This window comes from Pseudomonas sp. PDM02 (assembly GCF_014852285.1).
Classification (GTDB): domain Bacteria; phylum Pseudomonadota; class Gammaproteobacteria; order Pseudomonadales; family Pseudomonadaceae; genus Aquipseudomonas; species Aquipseudomonas migulae.
Map to the genome: position 1 here is coordinate 1 of NZ_JACVBL010000023.1, position 20430 is coordinate 20430.

Below are 20430 nucleotides of genomic sequence, written 5' to 3' on the forward strand. Positions count from 1 at the left end.
ATATAAGCCATTTTTTGATGCATCGCTACAACTGGATTCGGCCTCATCAATTCAACGATGGGTTGGCACCAGCGCGGGCCGAGGAAAAACTTAACGTCGTGTCCGGGATTAGTTGACCACTACATACTGTGCCTTAATAATATCGTTCCACAAATGGAACATGCACCCCACAAGATATACATGCTGGAGTTCGACCATACTCAAGGTGAACTTGCCATTTTTTCGCTATACCCCGTGGAAACCCTTAAGACTCTCGAAGAGTTTAAAGACATAACAGATACAACGACCATCAATAAAATTGGCGTTGAAGGTGACAAAGGCGGTCATGACCACTCAAGTATTAAATCAACCCATGCATTGGTTGTTGATTTCAGGCCACTTGGTATCTATGTGTTGTTCTGGGAGAAGCCAACCAAAGGAGATGTACTTAAAGCCGCACTTGATGGCCCGCTTGTCGCCTCATTCGGACTTAAAACCTCTGGAAGTCAAAAAGCATCGGGCAGTAAAAAGAGCCCTAGCGGCAAAAAGGCTATTGCGAAAAAGAAAAAATGAGAGCTGGTTTCAATCTGAAAACCATGCCTGATATGGCGTATTCGAGAGGGGGCGCTAAACGCGTCCACTCAACTTAGCGTTAAGTTCAGAAAAGGTCTTCTGCACGCGCGTAACAAGGCTCACGGAGATGGTGGTTGGTTGAAGGTGTTCAGTGCGCCAAGGGTGGGGACGGTTGGCTATTTTTGCAGCGTCTCCTTAAGCGGTGATTATCAGTCGCGCTAAAACCACATCTCACATTGCGCTCAACTCGCACCCGTCGGTCGCTGTACCCGCCAAAGCTACGCTTTGGCGGGTCCGTTAGCTCTACGTTAGCCAATGCCCGCAACGGGTCGGTGACTGCCGTTCGTGACAGACTGCTTTTGGCCGATAGCAGACATTACTCATCCTATCCAAATCTGCGAAATCGAATCGGAAGGTACCCAGCCCCCTAGCGTAGAATTTCCAAAACACGAGCCCACACCCGAGACGGACCCTCAATGCAAACCCCGACCACCCCAAACCCCCTCTGGAAAACCTACCTCCTTTTCCTCACCCCCATGGTCCTCTCCAACTTCCTCCAATCCATGTCGGGCACCGTCAACAGCATCTACATCGGCCAAATGCTCGGCACCCAAGCCCTGGCCGCCGTCTCCGGCATGTTCCCCATCGTGTTCTTCTTCATCGCCCTGGTCATCGGCCTCGGCGCAGGTGCGAGCGTGCTCATCGGACAAGCCTGGGGTGCACGTGAACCGCATCTGGTGAAAACTATTGCCGCTACCACGTTGCTGTTGGGAGCAATCATCGGCCTGACAGCGGCGGTGCTGGGCAGCGTATTCGCAAGGCCAGCCTTGCAAGGCTTGGGTACTCCGGCTGACGTGCTGGACGACGCCGTGTCCTACGCCCACGTGATGATGTGGATCATGCCGTCGCTGTTGGTCTATGTCCTGTTCACCCAACTGCTGCGCGGGGTGAGCGATACGGTGTCGCCGCTGATCGCATTGGTGGTGTCGACGTGTATCGGGTTGGCGCTGACGCCCGCATTGATTCGCGGTTGGTTCGGGTTGCCGATGTTGGGGATTCAGAGTGCGGCGTATGCGGGGTTGGTGGGGAATTTGTCGGCGATGGGGTGGTTGGCGTGGCGGTTGATTCGGCGGGGGCATCCGTTGGCGCCGGATCGGGAGATGTTCGCGGCGATGCGCCTGGATCGGGTGATTCTCGGCAAGGTGTTGCGCATCGGTTTGCCGACCGGGTTGCAGATGGTGGTGTTGTCGGTGTCGGAGTTGGTGATTCTGGCGCTGGTGAATCAGCACGGTTCTCAGGCGACGGCGGCGTATGGGGCGGTGACGCAGATCGTCAATTATGTGCAGTTTCCAGCGTTGTCGATTGCGATCACGGCGTCGATTCTCGGGGCGCAGGCGATTGGGGCAGGGCGCATTGAGCGGATGGGGCCGATTCTGCGCACGGGGTTGTTGATCAATGTGTGCCTGACCGGTGGTTTGGTGGTGTTGGGTTACCTGTTGTCGCACTGGTTGCTGGGGTTGTTTCTGACGGACGATTTGACTCGGGCGAAGGCCGAGCACTTGTTGCACATCATGCTCTGGAGCCTGTTGGTGTTTGGCTTTCAGGCGATTGTCGGCGGGATCATGCGGGCCAGCGGCACGGTGTTGGTGCCGATGGCGATTTCGATTGTGTGCGTGCTTGGCGTGCAGTTGCCGATGGCGTATGTGCTGGACGGGCAGTTCGGATTGCAGGGTGTGTGGATGGCGTTTCCGGTGGCGTATTTGGGGATGTTGATGTTGCAGACGCTGTATTACAAACTAGTGTGGCAACATCAGAAGATTGAACGGCTGGTGTAGATTGGATCCTTTATTTCAATCCTGGCCCTAATAAGTATGACTGTTTTAGTTGGAGGGGCCTTGAATGCGAGTTGGTCTCTATTGCAGATATCGTTAGTGAGGTAACAACTAATGGATCCAATAGAAGAATCTAAGGCTCCATGTAATTTACCAGGCCAGTTATCACGTGGCTTTCAGGGAAGTTGGGTATTATCCATCGAGGCGAGTTGTTTCTTCTGAACTAACCGTTTGTCGGTGGTTTGCACGAAAAATGAACATTTTTGCTTTAATGCCCTCTGATACTTCAGCACGTCGCCATGACCTGCCCCTGCAGCTGCAGAAAGAGAAGTGGATCCCGAACCTCATATGCATTGAATGCAAATGAGGATTTTTTTACCTGAAATTCAGGAGCCAACAAATAGCCGAACTTGATTTGCCGGGCAAATTAATCGGTTCAGCCGCGCCAAATCACTGATTTGGCTTGTCTTTTATCAGTCGGATCTCGTAGGGCCTGTAACTCGATTAGAGCCCCGCTGAACTAATGATTCGCACTGTATAATCAGTTGGAGAAGTACCGTGTCTATAAATACAATTATGAGTCTGGTCGAAAACAAAGAGTGTATGGAATTTGTGCGGTTGGGTGTTGTTTATGCTCACTTGGTCGCCTGTTGTGTTGCCATTGGTTTGGTGTTGACCAGTGATGTAGCCATGGTTAAGAACTTGTTGAAGGGCAAGGTGTTGTCGGAGCACGATAATGCGCATCTGGAAAGTCTCCAGACGTCTGTCGTTGTTGCATTGATTGCTTTGTGGGTCACCGGTATTGCAATTGTGGGTATTGATTATCTGGAGAAGGGAGTCGAGTACTTCATGAACCCGAAACTTCAAGCCAAAGTGATCATTGTCATGTTGCTGACGTACAACGGCATCTTGTTGCATCGCCTGGTGTTGCCGGCTATGCAGAAGGCCGGATCGCTGCTCAAGCTCGAGTTTAGTGCGCGGATGCTGGCGCTGTTCTGCGGCTCGCTGTCAGCGGTGTCCTGGATGTATGCGGCCCTGCTGGGTGTCGGACGCCCGTTGGCCTGGAAGTATTCACTCTCTGAACTGTTGATGGCGTATCCGCTGTTGATTGCACTGGGTTTCCTGGCAATGCTGGCATTGACTCAACGAGTGATAAAACAGAACGACGATGTGGTGCCGCAGCGGGCTGTTGCGAGTGCTTGCTAAGTTGTAACGTTCGCTGAACTTCCCGGATACCTCCGGTTTTAAAAAGAGGGCCACCCGTAACAGGGTGGCTCTTTTTTTTGCGTTAAAAGTTGCTCCAGAAAGTCGAGTGGTGGTTGTAGGCCGGTGGGCTTGCTGTCGTCCACCTTCGGACTGACAATCCAGAGTGACGGTGATGTAAACCGACAGGCGTGATCGCCTGGGGAGGTTTTCCACATGAGTCCTTCATCGACAACCATTCTGCAAGACCGCGCCGATGCCGGTCGGCGATTGGTGGCGCCGTTGCTCAAGTACGCGCATCGCCCCGATGTCATCGTCCTCGCCTTGCCCCGTGGCGGTGTGCCGGTGGCGTATGAAGTGGCGACCGCGCTGGACGTTCGCCTCGACCTGATGCTGGTGCGCAAACTGGGCGTTCCGACCCATCAGGAGCTGGCGATGGGCGCGATTGCCAGCGGCGGTATTCAAATCCTCAATGAGCATACGCTGCGGGCACACCCGATTGATCAGGCAACGTTCGAGGCCGTGGTCGCACGGGAAACCCGCGAACTGCTGCGGCGTGAGCAGGCGTATCGCGGAACGCGCGCGCCGGTGCAGCTCAAGGATCAGGTGGTGATTCTGATTGACGATGGCCTGGCGACGGGCGCTTCGATGAGGGCGGCGATTGACGCGGTGCGCGCACAGGCGCCGGCGCGCGTTGTCGTCGCGGTGCCGGTGGCGCCGGTTGAAACGGCGGAGGCGCTGCGCGGTGAGGTGGATGAATTGGTGTGCCCGATCACTGCTGATTGGTTTATGTCGATCGGGCATTGGTACATGGATTTTTCCCAGACTGCGGATGCCGAGGTCATCGGTTTGTTGACGCGGGCGTGGCAGCGGCAGGGGAGTGGGGCGGCGTAAACATTTGGGGTTTGAGAAATGGGTCATCCGTTGCAGGGTGGCCCATTTTTTTGGCTGGAAGTTGCGTTGATCTTGAGATCGCTATCGCCGGCAAGCCGGCTCCTACAAGGATCGGATTTGCACGCGCACATTGTAGGAGCCGGCTTGCCGGCGATAGCGGCCTCACGGTTTACACCGTTCGTCGCAGAACTCGCTAACCACCTATTGACACCCACCGGCATCTGCGTGAATATTCATCCATCGCATGCGACACAATCGAATGCGACACTAAATAAAACCTATAGCAACATCGAGGATTCACCCCATGAGCAAGATCGAAAAAGTCCTGGCCACCGGCAAAACCCACACCACCGCCAGCACTGCCGGCAATACATCCGGCGGCCACAACGGCAGCCTCGACATCACCCTGTCGACACCCGGCAGCGCCAAACCTGCTCATGTGTTTGCCGGCACCCAGCCGCACCCGGCTGCCGAGCAATTGTTCGCCGGTGCATGGTCGGCGTGCTACACCGCTGCCGTCGGTCTGGTGGCCAATGATTTGAACGTGGTGCTGCCAGCGGACTTCTCCGTCGACATCGAAGTCGATCTGGGGCAAACCGGCCCGGCCTACTTCCTTCAGGCTCGTTTGACCCTGCGCGTACCTGGCCTGCCGCACGACATCGCCACTACGCTGGCGCACACCGCTGATCAGATCTGCCCGTACTCGAAAGCAACACGCGGCAATATTGATGTGGCACTGAACGTACTCACCGCTTAATTATTGTTAAAACATCGCGTGCGATAAAAGCGCACGCGAAAAACAAATCCCCAATTGAGAGCATTCATCATGAGCAAGATCGAAAAAGTCCTGGCAACCGGCAAAACCCACACCACCCCTAGCGCAGCCGGCAACACGTCGCGCGGCCACAACGGCAACCTCGACATCGTGCTGTCCTCGCCCGGCAGCGCAAAACCGGCGCACCAGTTTTCGAACATTCTGCCGCACCCGACCGCCGAGCAATTGTTCTCCGGCGCCTGGTCGGCCTGCTATAGCGCCGCCGTCGGCCTGGTGGCCAAGGAGTTGAACGTGACACTGCCGGCCGACACAGCGGTAGACATCGAAGTTGATTTGGGCCAGACCGGCCAGGCGTACTTCATTCAGGGGCGATTGACCCTGCGCGTACCGGGCCTGTCGAACGAGGTCGCAACGAAACTGGCGCATGGCGCCCACGAGATCTGCCCGTACTCCAAAGCCACCCGCGGCAACATCGACGTGACGTTGAACGTCATCACCGAGTGATGCACCGCACGACCGGTTCGACTTCGCCAGGCGAGTCGAACCGGCCGCCGGCCCGGGCAACATCGATAAGCGTCAATTGGGCGCCAATGTGCTCTTCAGCCAGTGTTCAAAACGTGTCGCGCCCACGATCGGATTCGCTCCCGGCGTCAGTGACTGATCGTTGATGGGCGCACCGAAGTAAGGAACCGTGTCATCCGCGACGACCTCGCGCGGATCTTTGATGTGCCGCAGGTATTGGCTCACGAATTCAACGATTGGCTTGCGATCCGGCCCGGCGACTTCCAGGGTTCGGTTGTCTGGCGCTTTCAAGGCAATATCGGTCAGCGCCGTGGCGACATCGAGCGAGGCAATCGGTTGCAGTGCGGCAGGGGGCAGGTGGATGGTGTTGCCGTCTTCGCGACCCGAGTAGGCAATGGCCCCGATGAACTCGAAGAACTGCGTGGCGCGCAGGATCGTGTAGGGAATGCCCGAGTGTTTGATGAGTTTTTCCTGAGCCATTTTCGCCCGGAAGTAACCACTTTCGAGCATGCGCTCGGTGCCGACCACCGACAGTGCAACATGGTGTTTGACGCCGTCGATTTTCTCCGCCGCGAACAGGTTTTTCCCGGCCGTTTCGAAAAAGTGCAACGCCGCGTGATCCTCGAATGAGGGCGAGTTCGCCACGTCCACCACCACGTCTGCGCCTTTCAAGGCTTCCTTCAGTCCTTCGCCACTGATGACGTTGACGCCGGTACTCGGTGACGCTGCCAGCGCTTCATGCCCCAGTGCCCGCAGGTTTTTGCACAGTTGACTGCCGATCAGTCCAGTCCCTCCGATGACGACGATTTTCATGACCCGCCTCCCGTTGCGGTGAATGGAACACTCATTAAACACCTGCATGACTCAGGCATCCGGCGGGTAACGAGGTTGCGCGACAGGTGGTCGGGCCGCCGGTGCACCCATGGCACAAACGGCGATTTTTTGCTTTAGTCCACCTATGGCTGGCCTTTGTGTGCAGCACCTCACTGCACCAGGGCGTCCTGCCGGAGAATCCCATGAACCTTCGTTTCCCGCGTTCCGCCGCCGTGCTTGTCGCGCTCACGCTCGGCGTGTTGCCGTGCGCCGATGCCATCGAATACAAACAGGTGAATGAGACCGCCAGCACGATCTCTTTCACCTACAAACAGTTCAGCTCACGGGTCTACGGCACGTTCGGCAAGTTCGAAGGCAAGCTGGATTTCGACACGGCGAACCCCTCGGCAGCCCACGCTGTGCTCACGATCGAACTCGACAGCATCGATGCCGGAAGCAGTGACGCCAACGAAGAGCTGAAAAAGCCCGCGTGGTTCGACACGGCCACTTATCCGCAGGCAACGTTTGAATCGACCGCTGTAAAAGCGTTGAGCAACAACCGTTACTTGATCACCGGCAATCTCACCCTCAAGAAAATAACGCGCACGGTGCAAGTGCCGGTCCTGCTGAAGTCCCAGAAAGCCATCGGCATATTCGATGGCCAGCTGACGCTCAAGCGCAGCGACTTCAAAATCGGTGAAGGCGAGTGGGCGGATACGGTGGTTTCCGACGATATCAACATCAGGTTCCGGATGGTTGCGCCGGAGCAATAGCTGTTCAGCGTGCTGCGCAGTGTTCTGAATCACAGCGACTTTTCGTCGCTTGCTCTGCCATGGTTTTGCTGTCATCGTTCGCGCTACTGGTAATCTTTCTTATTTGAGAAATTTTTGCGTATGCGCGATTTTTCCGTGGCTGATGACGACGTTGCCCGTCGTCAGCGGACGTTCACCGACCTCTATAGCGATCACCATTCCTGGTTGCATGGCTGGCTACGGAAAAAACTCGGCTGTTCGCAACGTGCGGCCGATCTGGCCCATGACGCGTTCATTCGCGTGCTCACCCTCGCCGAGCCTCACACCATCAAAGAGCCGCGCGCGTTTCTGGCGACCATGGCGGGGCGCTTGTTGATTGATGGCGCCCGACGCCGGCGGATCGAGCAGGCGTACCTTGAGGCGCTGGCGATCCAGGCGCATGACGCCGGCATGCCTGACCCCGAAGCGATCCATGTGGCGCTTGAAGCGCTGGAAAAAATCGCCGTGATGCTCGCCGGGTTGCCAGACAAGAACCGCGAGGCGTTCCTGCTCAGCCGGCTCGACGGCCTTACCTACAGCGAGATCGCGATTGAACTGAAAGTGTCCGCCAGCACGGTCAAAAACTACGTCGCTGGTGCGCTCGTCCATTGCTACAACACCTTGTACGGGGCGGAACAGCCGTCGTGACGAACATCCAACCACCCTCCGAGCAGATGATTCTTGAGGCGGCTTACTGGCTGACGTTGTTGCACGACGATTTGGCTACCGACGCCGAACGCGTGGCTTTCGATGTCTGGTGCGAAGCCGACCCGCGACACGCGCTCGCCCTGGAGCGCATGCGGGCTTTGTGGGGCGGTTTTGATGAGCTGCCTGCCGCCCCCGCACGCGTTGCCCTCAAGCATGCCTTTGCCCGGCCGGGCCCGAGAGTGTCGGGCCGTGGCGCCCAGGCGATTGCGCTGCTGGGTGTGTTGGTCTGTGGCTGGATCGGCCTGGACAACATGCCGGTCTGGCTCGCCGATCAACGTACCGGCGTGGGCGAGCGGCGCGAGGTGGTGCTTTCGGACGGCAGCCATATTCAGCTCAACAGTCATTCGGCGCTGGACGTGAAGTTCGACGGCCAGCAGCGCGTCATCGAGTTGTTGGAAGGGGAGATGTGGGTCGAGGTGGCCAAGGACGCCCGGCGTCCGTTTGTGGTGCGCACTGATCAGGGGACGGCGACGGCACTGGGCACGCGCTATCTGGTGAAACGCGCAGCCGATGGTTCGACCGTGGTCAGTGTGCTGGAGTCTGTCGTTGCCGCCAAAGCCAACGGCGCCGAGGCGGTGAACGTCGCGGCGGGCGAGCAAACCACCCTCAGAGAGGGCCGGGCGCAAGCACCGCAACCTATCGGCAACGCCCACCCGGATGCCTGGACCCGGGGCCTGCTCAAAGTCGATGACCGCCCCTTGAGCGAAGTGCTTCAGGCCCTCGCCGGTTACCGACGGGGCCTGGTGCGCTACGACGAACAGGCGCTGCAAGGGCTGCGCGTCTCCGGCGTGTTCCGCCTCGACGACACCGATGCTGCGCTCGCGACACTGGCGGACAACCTGCCGATCCAGGTCGAGCACTTCACCGATCTGCTGGTGGTGATCAAACCCCTCTAACCCCCCAACCCTGTAGGAGCCGGCTTGCTGGCGATCCAGACGACACGGTCTGTCTGACCCACCGCCATCGCTGGCAAGCCAGCTCCTACAAGGTTGAGGAAGGCATCAATACCGTTTCACCCCAACCTGTAGGAGCCGGCTTGCTGGCGATCCAGACGATACGGTCTGTCTGACCCACCGCCATCGCGAGCAGGCTCGCTCCTACAGGGTTTTGGGTTATCCAAAAAAATATTAATGCAAATCGCTCGCATTCATTGTCTGTTTTTCCGACATGGCCGTCATGGTTAGTAACGCCTTCCATTTCGCAGGATTTCTCATGTCTCGCTTTGCTCGTCCGTTGCACCCACTGGCGCTTTCAGTGGCGATGGCTTTTGTCGCGGCGCCGCTGCTGGCTGCCGAATCACCGGTCGCGGGTTCACACACCAGTGCTGTCCGCAGTTTTTCGATCCCGGCCGGGGATTTGAGTCAGGCGCTGAACAGCCTGGCCGAGCAGGCAGACCTGGTGTTGGCCTTCGACCCGGCCTTGACGCGCGGTAAACGCAGCAATGGCCTGAGCGGACCATTCAGCACCGGCGACGCACTTGCCCAATTGCTCCAGGGCAGCGGCCTCAACGCCATCGCGCTGTCGGCCACGCGTTATCGCATCGAACCTGCACCTGAGGCGGTCGAAGGTTCTCTGGAGTTGCAGGCCACGAACATCAACGGCGCGTATGCGAGCGAAAGTCCGACCGGCCCGGTGGCGGGTTATGTCGCGACACGCGCGCTGTCGGCGACCAAGACCGATACGGCGCTGAACGAAACACCGCAGTCGATTTCCGTGGTCACCAAGGACCAGATGCGGGCCCAGGGCGCGGAGAACCTCAACCAGATTTTGCGTTACACCGCCGGTGTGATTCCCGAAACCCGTGGCTCTACCGCCTCGCGACTGGATCAGATGACCATCCGTGGTTTTTCCCCGGCCGTGTATCTGGACGGCTTGCGCATGCCGGGCAGTCGCGATGCCTCGCCGCAAAAAGACTCGTTTGATCTGGAGCGCGTGGACGTTTTGCGCGGGCCGTCGTCGGTGCTGTACGGGCAGGCCAGCCCCAGCGGTGTGGTGAACATGGTCAGCAAGCGGCCGCTGGATACGCCGTTCCATGAAATCGGCGTCGAGTACGGCACCTTCGACAAGAAACGCACGACCTTCGATTTGAGCGGCCCGCTCGACGACCAGGGCGTTTACTCCTATCGCCTGGCCGGTCTGTACGACGAGGCCGATGGTCAACTGGAACACACCGAAACCCAACGTCAGTCCATTTCGTCGGCATTCACCTGGCGCCCGAGCGATGACACGTCGCTGACGCTGCTGGGGCATTTCCAGAAAGACCCGAAGGCGGCTTCGTACGGTTCGACACCGGCGTGGGGCTCGGTGTTGCACAGCCCGACCGGGCGTGACATCGATGTCGATTTCTATGACGGCGACAAGGATTTCGAGAAGAGTGACCGCGAGTATTTCTCCATCGGTTATTTGTTCGAACATCACCTCAACGACGTCTGGACCTTGCGTCAGAACGCGCGTTACCTGCGCAGCGAGGGCGTTTATCGCAGCCTCTACAACAGCAACCTGCGCGCCGATTACCGCACCTCCAACCGGTCGACCATTGCCACAGACGTCGACCTGGATGCCTACACCCTGGATAACCAGGTACAGGCCAGATTCGACACCGGACCGGTGCAACACACGGTGCTGTTGGGTGGCGATTATCAGAACACCAGCACGGATACCAAGTCCGGTTTCGGCACGGGGCCGACGCTGGATATCTTTGACCCGGTCTATGGTGTTCCGGTCGTCACACCGGCGTTCACCACCGACGCGACGCAGCGTAACCAGCAGAAGGGCTTGTACCTGCAAGACCAGATCAAATGGGACAAGTGGGTGTTGCTGATGGGGGGGCGCTACGACTGGGCGACCAACAACAACAGCTCGATGAACTTGCGCAACAACGTAAAGACCAAAACCTCTCTGGACAGCGAGGCGTTCACCGGTCGCGTGGGGCTGGTCTATCTGTTCGATAACGGCCTGTCGCCGTACATCAGCTACGCCGAATCCTTCGAACCGCAGTCGGGCACCGGCTACGGTGGTTCGGTGTTCAAGCCGACCGAGGGCCAGCAATACGAAGTGGGGATCAAGTACCAGCCACCGGGCAGCAACAGCTTTATCACTGCGTCGGTCTTCGACCTGCGCCAAAGCAACGTGCCGACGCTTGATCCGGATCCGACGCACCTGTGCGGCACCGGGCGTTGCCAGGAACAGAGTGGTGAAGTGCGCTCCCGTGGTTTCGAACTCGAAGGCAAGGCCAGCCTGAATGACAACCTGGACATCACCGCCGCGTACGCTTATCTGGACAACCGCATCACCAAGTCCAACAGCACCGTGAGCTACGCGCCGCTGACCGACATCGCCGTCGGCCCGGCAGTGCCGGCGAAAGGCACCACCAACTATGGCGTGCCGCGTCATACGGCCTCGGTCTGGGCGGATTACACCTTCCACGACGGCGTTGCCAAAGGCTTCGGTGTCGGCGGCGGGGCGCGTTACGTCGGTTCCTCCTGGGGCGACACTGCCAACACGCTGAAGGTGCCGGGTTACACGCTGCTGGATGCGGCAGTGCACTACGACATCCCGCACATCAACAGCCTCAAGGACAACCTGCGCCTGGCGGTGAACGCCAGCAACCTGGCCAACAAAGAGTACGTGGCGTCGTGCTATTCCTATTCGTGGTGCTGGTATGGCGCACAGCGCACCGTTCAGGCGAGCGCGACGTATCAGTGGTAACACCACGCTGAGCTGACACACCACGTCGCCTGAATCGCCAGCAAGCCGGCTCCTACACACCACCGAACCTGTAGGAGCTGGCTTGCCAGCGATGGCGGTGTATCTGATACACCGCGCAAGCCCCATCGCCAGCAAGCCGGCTCCTACAAGGATCAGTATTCACCTGACACACCACCGAACCTGTAGGAGCTGGCTTGCCAGCGATGGCGGTGTATCTGATACACCGCGCAAGCCCCATCGCCAGCAAGCTGGCTCCTACAAGGATCTGTATTCACCTGACACACCACCGAACCTGTAGGAGCTGGCTTGCCAGCGATGGCGGTGTATCTGATACACCGCGCAAGCCCCATTGCCAGCAAGCCGGCTCCTACAAGGATCTGTATTCACCTGACACACCACCGAACCTGTAGGAGCCGGCTTGCTGGCGATTCAGGCGACGCGGTGTGGCTGGCCAGACGTCAAGGCGTGGCCGTTTTAATGCACGGCAATTGGCGCTGTAACGGTCTTCCCGAGCGCTGAGCGAACGGTGATGGTCGGGCTCGGTGTCGGGCCGTTGCCGGTGGTGGTAACGGACAGTCTCCAGCGTGCACCCGTACCGTTCGGCGTGAGCGTCGCGGTTCCCAGATTGAGCTGGCCGCCCGTGGTCGACGCACTGACGGTGATGCTGTTGCCCGCCGCCCGCGAGGTCGTCCCGGTCACGTCCCAGGTATAGCGATTGTTGCTGCGCACGTTGACGGAAGCGCGGGTGACCAACAACGTTTCATTCACCGCCGCCGCAGCGCTGACCGCCACGGACACCGTCGCCGGTTTGTCCGAGACGGCGCCAAGGTTGTCACTGGCTTCGTAGGTAAACACCGCAGTGAACGGCGCCGCAACAATGGCCGGTGGCATATAGAACACTCGAATGCCGTCGGTGCTCACGGAGCCCTGACCCGAATCCGGCTGGGTCAGGCCGACAACCTTGAGCGGCAGGTTACCGTCCGGGTCGGTGTCGTTGGCCAGCACGCTGATGGTCACTGGCAGGCCGTTACTGCTCGTGGCGCTGTCATTGTTGGCCACGGGTTTTTTGTTCGGGCCTTCATTATCATCGCCGTCAACGCCAGTGCGGAAAGTCGGCAGTGCCACGGAGTTGACGAAGGTGACGCCGTCCCAACCCGGTATCGGCGTTGGCATCAACTGGAACTGCCCCGGATGCTCGGAATCCCAGCGCAGCAGCATCGACGTGTCCTCGTGCTGAGTGTTGTGGCAGTGCTCCATGTAGGTGCCGGCAAACTCGCGGAAGTGGAGCGCCACGTCGACATCCACTGAACTGTCGACGCCTTCGCCGATGCGAAAGACGTCCTTGCGTGCCCATTTTTCCCATTCCGGCGGTGCCTTGCCGTCGCGACTGAGAATGACGCCTTCTTCGAAATGCACATGCACCGGGTGGTTCCAGCCATTGCCGCCGTTCTTGATTTTCCACACTTCGAGGGTGCCGTCGCCGGAGAACCCGGCGTCCGTGGGGCCGCTGGCCAGTTGCGGTGCGGCACTGATGCGGCGCGGGTCCATGGGAAAGCCGGGGCCGCCATCGGTCTTGATCGTCCACGGTGCTTCATCGGTGCCATCGGAGCGACCGAAAATGAACTCACGATGCCGCGCCACGTTGAGCCTGGCCTGGTCATTCGGGTTGTCGCGATCGATGGGCAACGGGATCATCGTCTTGCCGCCAGGCACAAAGGCTGCCGGGTCCATGGCCACGTCCTGACCGCTGTAGGGCTGAACCAACAGTTGCAGGAATTTGCCAACCACCGGGTCGCCCCTGTCCCATTTCGGGCCTTTGCTGGTTTGCTTGAGGACGGCCTTGTACTTCTCGGACAGCACGTCAGCCAGGGGGGCGGGTTCTTCCGGGCCCTTGCCGTCTTCGTGCACCAGCAGGTTGACGAAGTACAGTTTGTCGCCGACCTTGATCCCGTTTTTCGAGAAGTTGACGATGATGTCGAAACGTTCGGCGATGCCCATGGTTGGCAGGATCGCATTGTTATTCGTCTTATCGCCGTCACCATCCAGGTCCATGCTGCCGTCGAACGGCACGGCGTGTTCCATGATATTGCCGTCGTTGGCAATCAGGTGGAGCGGCACCCGATTATAGGAAACCCCAGAACCGGCAGGCCCCGGAAATTCACCGCCATTGCCGCTGATTTCCCGTACCAGCGCGAGCTTGAAATAGCGCGACACCGAGCCGTTGAGAATGCGGAAACGATAGCTGCGTGCGCGGACTTTCAGGCTCGGCTGGTACTGCCAGTTGACCAGCATCTGATCCCCGAGAAAGCCGTCGGTGTTGAACGGGTTGAACCACAACTGGCCGTTCTCGTCCCAGGCCTTATCGGAGATCAGCAGGTTCACGTCGTAGTCGCGGTTGCCCCAAGGCATCGCCGAACCGCTGGGAAAACGCAGGTTGACGCCGTCCTCGATCGCTTCGTTGCCGCGATCCACAGCGCTGTAGTAATTCATCATTGCCGCATTGCCCTTGTAGACATTCTGCGCGGTGAAATCGAGCATGTGGTCGTGGAACCAGTGGGTGCTCATGGTCTCGCGCCAGTCGCCACGGATTTTTATGCTGCCGTTTTCGCAGGTCTTGAGGCCCGGACTGACATCGTTGACGAAGAGTTTTTCGCCCGGTGAGCAGGGGAAGGCTGCACGCGGATCCTGCGCCTTGGTGTTGATCGTGTCGTAGCCGGCCAGTTGCAGCGGCCAGCGATAATCGTAGAACTGCCCCGGAAAGAAAAATGCATTGGTAAAGCCATCGCTTTCAGCCGGCGAGTGCCCATTGTGTTCGTGGGTGCTCAGGGTGTGCAGGCCAAAACCGGCGTTGGCTGCGGGGTCGATTGGCAGGGCGTTGTAATGGCGCATCAGCAACGCTTGACCGTAGCGGACCATTAGCAGTTTGGCCGGCACGGTGCCGTCGAACGTCCACAGCGAGTTGTGATTCTGCACCGGCATTCTTGAATGAAAACGCACGTCGATACCGCGAGTGGTGCCCGCTGTCGCCGGGATGTCCGAGGTTTGGTAGTAGAGCCCGCCGGGGGCGAATTCACCCTTGTTGTAGTGGTGCAATTGTTGGGCGTCACGCAGGCCTTGGTTGGTTCTGGCACCGGCTTGAACAGTCTTGAACTGAACCTGCGGGAAGAACTCGTTCCAGCGTTGATGCGACCGGCCTTTTCCCGGTGGCCGACCCTCCGCCGGCGAGCCTACCGGATGCCGGTTGAGGAAGGCTTCGATCTGCGCTTTCCACGGATTGCGGTCCAGTACATTGGAAAACTGCGAAGGAAACGGGGACAACCCCGGCTGGCGCAGGAAGGCTTCGAGCGCTGCACTCGACGGGCCGCTGCGGGCGACGTTGTTCGGATCCTGCTGGGGCGCCGGGCCGAGGGTTGGCACGGGGAATGTTATCGTCTGCGGCGGGGTAGTCGGGTCGAGTGTTTCCGAGCCGAACTCTTCGAACAGCAGCAGTTGTTGAGTGAATGGTTCGGCTCCGAACAAGGGGCTGGGCTTGCCGTTGGTGGGGTAGTTGAACGACGTCTGCGCGGCGGGCGGCAGTACGTTGTCGGCACGCGGCGTGTTTCGGTCGCCGAACTCGCCGTTGGGCAAGGCCAGGGCACCTTGATTGGCCGGGGGAAGATTTTTCAGTGCTTCCAGGGCTGCCTTAGGGTCGGCAGGCGGGTTATGGAAGGCTGACGGATCGGTCGGAGGCGGTGGCCCGAAATCATCGAGCGGAGCGGCATTCACCGCAGACAGGCTGAAAGTCATCAGCATCACCAGAGTAATGCCCGGCGTCCGGAAAAAGCCGGGCGACTTGTTCACAGGAGCTGAGCTTTTCATGGTGGTTCTCTGGGGGCGTGTCGTGGTGTCGGCACATGCGCAAAAATCGACGCAAAAGCTGAGCCACTAACGAGATTGTCAGATAAATCATCGCGTTAGGTTCAGTGATATGCGTGGGAAGTGTTAACGAGAGTTAACAGTTGGGGGATATTCCTCAGTCTTGGGGAGGGTGTTATTCCCCATTGCCCCGCCCGGTGAGGAGGTGTTGCCGCTGGCCCCATCGCCGGCAAGCCGGCTCCTGCAGTTGATTTCCATAGTCACTCGACATGACTGCCAACTGACACGCCACCCCGGTCTCGTCGGCGCGTTATGATAGGCGCGTCCGCCGCCAGAGTCAGAGCAGAGCCTCAATGCCCCAGATTACCCATTTCAAAACCTCGTGCCCCGAGCACCTCACCAGCCAGATTCTGCAGATGGTGGTCGATAACCTGACCGACATCAGCATAGTCGCCATCCCGCCGAGCAACCTGTTGTACAACGTTTACCAGTACGCGATCGGCTATGAGGTTCACCTCTATCTGGAGGCGCTGAACGGGGCGAAAGGGGTGGCGGTGGAGTTGCTGGTCGCGACCGATGTGGACGATCCGGAACAGGTCATCGGCTTCTTGCTGTACCTGCCGATCAAGGACGATCCCGAGGCGTGCGGCGTCGCATACATGGCGGTGCAGGCCGGCCATCGGCGTCAGGGCGTGGCGCGGCGGATGCTGCGGGAAATGGTCGGCCGCTATCCGCATGCCGAGCTGACCTGCGCGGTGGCCAAGGTGCCGTGGTTTGAATCGATGGGCTTTCAGGTGCTGGGCACGCGCGGCACGCAGGTGTTGATGAACACCCGCGATCATCGCTCTGACGGGTTGATGGGGCTGCTCGACGTGGCGTCGATCTACAGCTCGCTGGAGGTGCGGCAGATTCATACGTACCTGCTGCAAAAGCACGGCAAGCGGGCGATGCTCGATGCGGAAAAGCAGCGTGACCGGCATCTGGATCAATTGACGCACAAGGCCAATGAATTTGTCCGCGAGCGGTTGGGCGAGTCGCCGCGCTGACTGCGCCCCACCAGTCAAATCGATCAACTGTGGGAGCAAGCCCGCTCCCACATTGGGCCATGGCAAAATTCAGGAAAGCTTCACGTTCATGGTGATCCGCGCCGTGAACACCTTCTTCCCCTCGACGTCGTGAATGTCCACCGGCACGAGTTTGTCGCCTTCCGTGGTCCAGTCCACGGAACCCCCATCGGCCACCGCCGTCACGTCGGTTTTTGCCTTCGCCAGGTACTCCACCGTCATGCCTTTTGGAATCCAGCGTGCGCCTTCGGGAATCGACACGTCGGTCATCATTCCCGCCGCCAGTTCAGCCGCATTGCACATCGCGATCGCGTGCACGGTGCCCAAGTGGTTGGTGATTTCCTTGGCGAACGGCACCTGCACCGTCGCGCAGCCTTTGCGCAACTCCGTGACCAGCGGGTTGATGGTGCTGAAGTAGGGCGCAACCTGACAGGCCATTTTGCTGAATGCTTGCGGGCCCACGCTGTTGAACATGCTGAGAAACTGACTCATTTGAAACCTCGCTGAGGGGCTTAAAACAGAATGGTGTTCCGTTACAGAATAATGTTCTGTAACGGAACAGTATTCTGTCGGCGGGAAATCTGTCAACCTGTCGCCACGTGTCCGATGGCAGTCATCTGCCTTCACCATCGATTTTTTGGGACTGTGTTGAGCATGGAAACGTCAGATTTACTCGAGCGCTGCTACCCCGGAAGACGTGCCGAACTCAAGCGCGATATTTTTCGAAAGGCCCTCGCCCTGTTCAACGAGCAGGGGATCGAGGCCACGACCATTGAAATGATCCGCGCCGAATGCGACACCAGCGTGGGTGCGATTTATCACCACTTCGGGAACAAGGAAGGGTTGGTGGCCGCGCTGTTTTTCACCGCCCTGGATGATCAGGCCAGGCTGCGCGACAGCTATTTGAGCGAGGCGAAAACCACGCAAGAGGGTGTGTATGCGCTGGTGCACAGTTACGTGGATTGGGTCGACAGCCAACCCGAATGGGCGCGGTTCCAGTACCACGCGCGATTTGCTGTCACCAAGGGGCCTTTGAAGGACGAACTGGCTACCCGTAACAAGATGCGCAACAAGCAATTGCTGGAATGGCTGTCGGATTCGGCCAGAGGCGATGAGTTGAAATGTTTTCCGGCTGAATTGATGCTGTCGCTGATTATTGGTCAGGCAGACAACTATTGCAGGACGTGGTTGTCGGGCCGGGTGAAGGGCAGTCCGAAGGTGTACAGGGACGAGCTTGCACAGGCGGCGTGGCGGTCGATTTCCGGCGGTTGACCTGCAAAAAAGCCTGGCCTGATTGCGCAATGCTGTTCGGAGGGCATGCGCTAACGGGAGGTTTTGAATGGGGGCATATCCGTTGCTGCGGTAACGGCGGCTATTGGTTTCGCTTTTACAGCGAGTCACTTGGAAGAGCCCCAAGTAACCAAGGGCTTTTGCCCCTTTCGTTCGGTGCCTCGCTGTGGCTCGGCATGCCCTCGCTCCGGTCCTGCTCCGTGGGCCCGCCGCCATCGGCCATCCCTGGCCGGGGGCGGCTAACCCGGCATCCATGCCGGGTTGCCCACTACGCAGAACCTGCGCTCGGCCTCTCGAGGGGGCGCTCAGATCAAAAGCGGAAGGCGAGCTAACGCTCGGCCTGATGAGTGGTGGAAATCAAAAGCGTACGCAGATCCCTGTAGGAGCCGGCTTGCCGGCGAAAATCGTCTGGACACCGCGTTCATTCAGACAGTACGCGTTATCGTTGACGTCCATCGCCAGCAAGCTGGCTCCTACAATTTTGAATCGTGTGAACCCAATCCCTTGTAGGAGCCGGCTTGCTGGCGATAGCGGTGGGTCAGTCGCGCATTTATCGCCTGAAAGGACGCCATCGCCAGCAAGCCGGCTCCTACAGGGGGAATGTGCAAACATCCAAAATTAGCGGGGCCAGCACAGTGTAGGAGTGCACGCAGGATTGAAGAGCCAGGTCGGCTTTCAGGCCGCCTCGGCGGCTGTGGCGGTAGTCGCCCCCTCGAGAGGCCGAGTGGAGGTTCTGCGTAGTGGGCAACCCGGCAAGGATGCCGGGTTAGCCGCCCCCGGCCATGGATGGCCGATGGCGGCGGGCCCACGGAGCAGGACCGGAGCGAGGGTATGCCGAGCCACAGCGAGGCACCGAACGAAAGGGGCAAAAGCGCTTTGGTTACTTTCCGCCGGGCCGCGCAGGCTTTTCGAAAGTGACTCGCTGTAAAAGCGAAACCAATAGCAGCATCACCGCAGCAACGGATATGCCCCCCACCCAATCCAAAAAATCACAATTAAACAGCATGACTACGATCAGATGCCGGGCTTTTTCTGGTCTGTCACCCATGCAAAAAAAAAGAGCCTCAAGGCTCTTTGATGGGGAAAAAGTAGAGCCCTTGAGGCTCAAGATGCACGTGAAACAGGCGGTGAGCTTGGTAGGGGTTCAGATCACTCACCACCTACGCAACCGCTCGAGTTGAGCAAACAAACGGCTGCGTAGAATCATCGTAGGAAGATGGAGTTTGGCACTCAAGTACCGCTAGTCGCGTCCCGGCCAGCCCGCACGACGCAAGGCGTTGAGCAGCGTTTCGGCGTCCAGCCCCGGCACCGCATGGCCATTGCCCTCGGCGGTGTCGCAGGCCAGCAGAGCGTTGATGATTGCTTCTTCCACGGCTTCGGTAGCGGCAAGGAACAACTCGCTGATGTGGTCGTTGTTGACCATGCTCAGGTTCTCGGTTGTCGGCGCCTTCTTGCTCTCATAAGCAGCGGGTGGCACATCGTTGCCGGTCGCAAAGGCAATGAAAATATCGCCGCTGTGGTCTTCGTTACCGCCACCGGTCCGCGCCAGACCGAGGCTGGCGCGCTGGGCGAGGCGGGTGCATTGATGTGGCAGCAACGGTGCATCGGTGGCCAGGCACACCACAATCGAACCCATGCCCGGATGCGGCAACGATGCCTTGAGGAATGGCGAGTCAGCCTTTTCCATATAGCGCCCGACCGGGTAACCGTCGACGCGTAATTCGTTACGGATGCCGTGGTTGGCCTGGACGATGGCGCCCACTGTCCAACCACCCTGGACTGCATTCAAACGTCGCGAAGCGGTGCCGATGCCACCTTTGAATTCGTGACAGATCATGCCGCTGCCGCCTCCCACCGCACCTTCTTTCACCGGCCCGCTTGTCGCCGTGCGCAGGGCTTGGGCCACGTGCTCGGGTTTGACGTGGAAACCGTTGATGTCGTTGAGCAAGCCGTCGAAGGTTTCCAGCACCACCGGCATGTTCCAGTAAAGTCGCCCGTCATCCGGTTGCTGTTCGCGGTCCAGCACAATCAACGCATCGCGCACCACGCCCAGGCTGTGGGTGTTGGTGAAGGCGATCGGGCTGGTGAGCAGGCCCGCTTCGCGGATCCATTCCAGGCCTGTGGCATCGCCGTTGCCGTTGAGCACATGGACGCCGGCAAAACACGGTTGCTGACTGGTGGAACCGGCACGCGGCTCGATCACGGTGACGCCGGTCAGGATGTCGCGACCGTTGGCGGTGCGACCTCGCACATCACTGTGGCCGACCCGCACGCCGGGCACATCGGTGATGGCATTGAGCGGGCCGGGTTGCAGTTGGCCGAACTGGAGGTTCAGGTCGCGGGCACGTGGTTTCATTGTTTCTCTCATCTTCAATTCCTGGCAGAAAAATAACTGGAGGCATTCGAACCTGTAGGAGCCGGCT

The 20430-nt window shown here is 59.0% G+C and carries 16 protein-coding genes; 12 read left to right on the top strand and 4 right to left on the bottom strand.

Annotated elements, in window-relative coordinates; all coding sequences use genetic code 11:
* The first annotated feature begins 180 nt into the window (after positions 1 to 180).
* The 6 genes from IB245_RS28065 to IB245_RS28090 all read left to right on the top strand — a co-directional run bounded on the left by IB245_RS28065 (position 181) and on the right by IB245_RS28090 (position 5760).
* Positions 181 to 552, top strand: a complete 372-nt coding sequence (locus IB245_RS28065; protein ID WP_192496254.1) for a hypothetical protein — start codon at positions 181 to 183, stop codon at positions 550 to 552.
* A gap of 476 nt (positions 553 to 1028) precedes the next feature.
* The gene (locus IB245_RS28070; protein WP_192496255.1) at positions 1029 to 2387 is read left to right on the top strand and encodes an MATE family efflux transporter; all 1359 of its coding nucleotides are present in this window, start codon (positions 1029 to 1031) and stop codon (positions 2385 to 2387) included.
* A 555-nt stretch (positions 2388 to 2942) separates the two neighbouring features.
* Positions 2943 to 3590 (top strand): hypothetical protein, encoded by a 648-nt coding sequence (locus IB245_RS28075; RefSeq protein ID WP_192496256.1) that lies wholly within the window; start codon positions 2943 to 2945, stop codon positions 3588 to 3590.
* 213 nt (positions 3591 to 3803) lie between these two features.
* Positions 3804 to 4481 (top strand): phosphoribosyltransferase, encoded by a 678-nt coding sequence (locus IB245_RS28080; RefSeq protein ID WP_192496257.1) that lies wholly within the window; start codon positions 3804 to 3806, stop codon positions 4479 to 4481.
* Positions 4482 to 4785: 304 nt separating this feature from the next.
* Complete coding sequence (locus IB245_RS28085) at positions 4786 to 5238, top strand: Ohr family peroxiredoxin (RefSeq protein WP_192496258.1); 453 nt, start codon at positions 4786 to 4788, stop codon at positions 5236 to 5238.
* A gap of 69 nt (positions 5239 to 5307) precedes the next feature.
* Complete coding sequence (locus IB245_RS28090; RefSeq protein WP_008040597.1) at positions 5308 to 5760, top strand: Ohr family peroxiredoxin; 453 nt, start codon at positions 5308 to 5310, stop codon at positions 5758 to 5760.
* A gap of 72 nt (positions 5761 to 5832) precedes the next feature.
* Here IB245_RS28090 and IB245_RS28095 read toward each other — a convergent pair whose 3' ends face one another.
* Positions 5833 to 6591, bottom strand: coding sequence for an SDR family oxidoreductase (locus IB245_RS28095; RefSeq protein ID WP_192496259.1), 759 nt, complete (start codon positions 6589 to 6591; stop codon positions 5833 to 5835).
* 203 nt (positions 6592 to 6794) lie between these two features.
* Here IB245_RS28095 and IB245_RS28100 point away from each other — a divergent pair, with 203 nt between their 5' ends.
* From IB245_RS28100 to IB245_RS28115, 4 genes are all read left to right on the top strand, one after another.
* Complete coding sequence (locus tag IB245_RS28100; RefSeq protein ID WP_192496260.1) at positions 6795 to 7364, top strand: YceI family protein; 570 nt, start codon at positions 6795 to 6797, stop codon at positions 7362 to 7364.
* A gap of 120 nt (positions 7365 to 7484) precedes the next feature.
* Entirely contained in the window at positions 7485 to 8030 is a 546-nt protein-coding gene (locus IB245_RS28105; RefSeq protein ID WP_192496261.1) for a sigma-70 family RNA polymerase sigma factor, read from the top strand.
* Positions 8031 to 8056: 26 nt separating this feature from the next.
* Entirely contained in the window at positions 8057 to 8986 is a 930-nt protein-coding gene (locus IB245_RS28110; RefSeq protein WP_192496284.1) for a FecR family protein, read from the top strand.
* A 316-nt stretch (positions 8987 to 9302) separates the two neighbouring features.
* Entirely contained in the window at positions 9303 to 11798 is a 2496-nt protein-coding gene (locus tag IB245_RS28115) for a TonB-dependent siderophore receptor (protein ID WP_008030862.1), read from the top strand.
* A gap of 474 nt (positions 11799 to 12272) precedes the next feature.
* On the opposite strand, the gene IB245_RS28120 is transcribed toward IB245_RS28115, so the two are convergent.
* The gene (locus IB245_RS28120; protein WP_192496262.1) at positions 12273 to 15656 is read right to left on the bottom strand and encodes an Ig-like domain-containing protein; all 3384 of its coding nucleotides are present in this window, start codon (positions 15654 to 15656) and stop codon (positions 12273 to 12275) included.
* Between the two features lie 350 nt (positions 15657 to 16006).
* On the opposite strand from IB245_RS28120, the gene IB245_RS28125 reads away from it, so the two are divergent.
* The gene (locus tag IB245_RS28125) at positions 16007 to 16699 is read left to right on the top strand and encodes a GNAT family N-acetyltransferase (RefSeq protein ID WP_192496263.1); all 693 of its coding nucleotides are present in this window, start codon (positions 16007 to 16009) and stop codon (positions 16697 to 16699) included.
* A gap of 69 nt (positions 16700 to 16768) precedes the next feature.
* On the opposite strand, the gene IB245_RS28130 is transcribed toward IB245_RS28125, so the two are convergent.
* Positions 16769 to 17209, bottom strand: coding sequence for a hotdog fold domain-containing protein (locus IB245_RS28130; RefSeq protein ID WP_008034574.1), 441 nt, complete (start codon positions 17207 to 17209; stop codon positions 16769 to 16771).
* A 162-nt stretch (positions 17210 to 17371) separates the two neighbouring features.
* Between IB245_RS28130 and IB245_RS28135 the strand changes: the two genes are divergently transcribed.
* Positions 17372 to 17989: a TetR/AcrR family transcriptional regulator gene (locus tag IB245_RS28135; protein ID WP_192496285.1), complete on the top strand. Its 618-nt coding sequence runs from the start codon at positions 17372 to 17374 to the stop codon at positions 17987 to 17989.
* Between the two features lie 1258 nt (positions 17990 to 19247).
* Here IB245_RS28135 and IB245_RS28140 read toward each other — a convergent pair.
* Positions 19248 to 20363, bottom strand: a complete 1116-nt coding sequence (locus IB245_RS28140; RefSeq protein WP_192496264.1) for a P1 family peptidase — start codon at positions 20361 to 20363, stop codon at positions 19248 to 19250.
* Positions 20364 to 20430 lie beyond the last annotated feature (67 nt).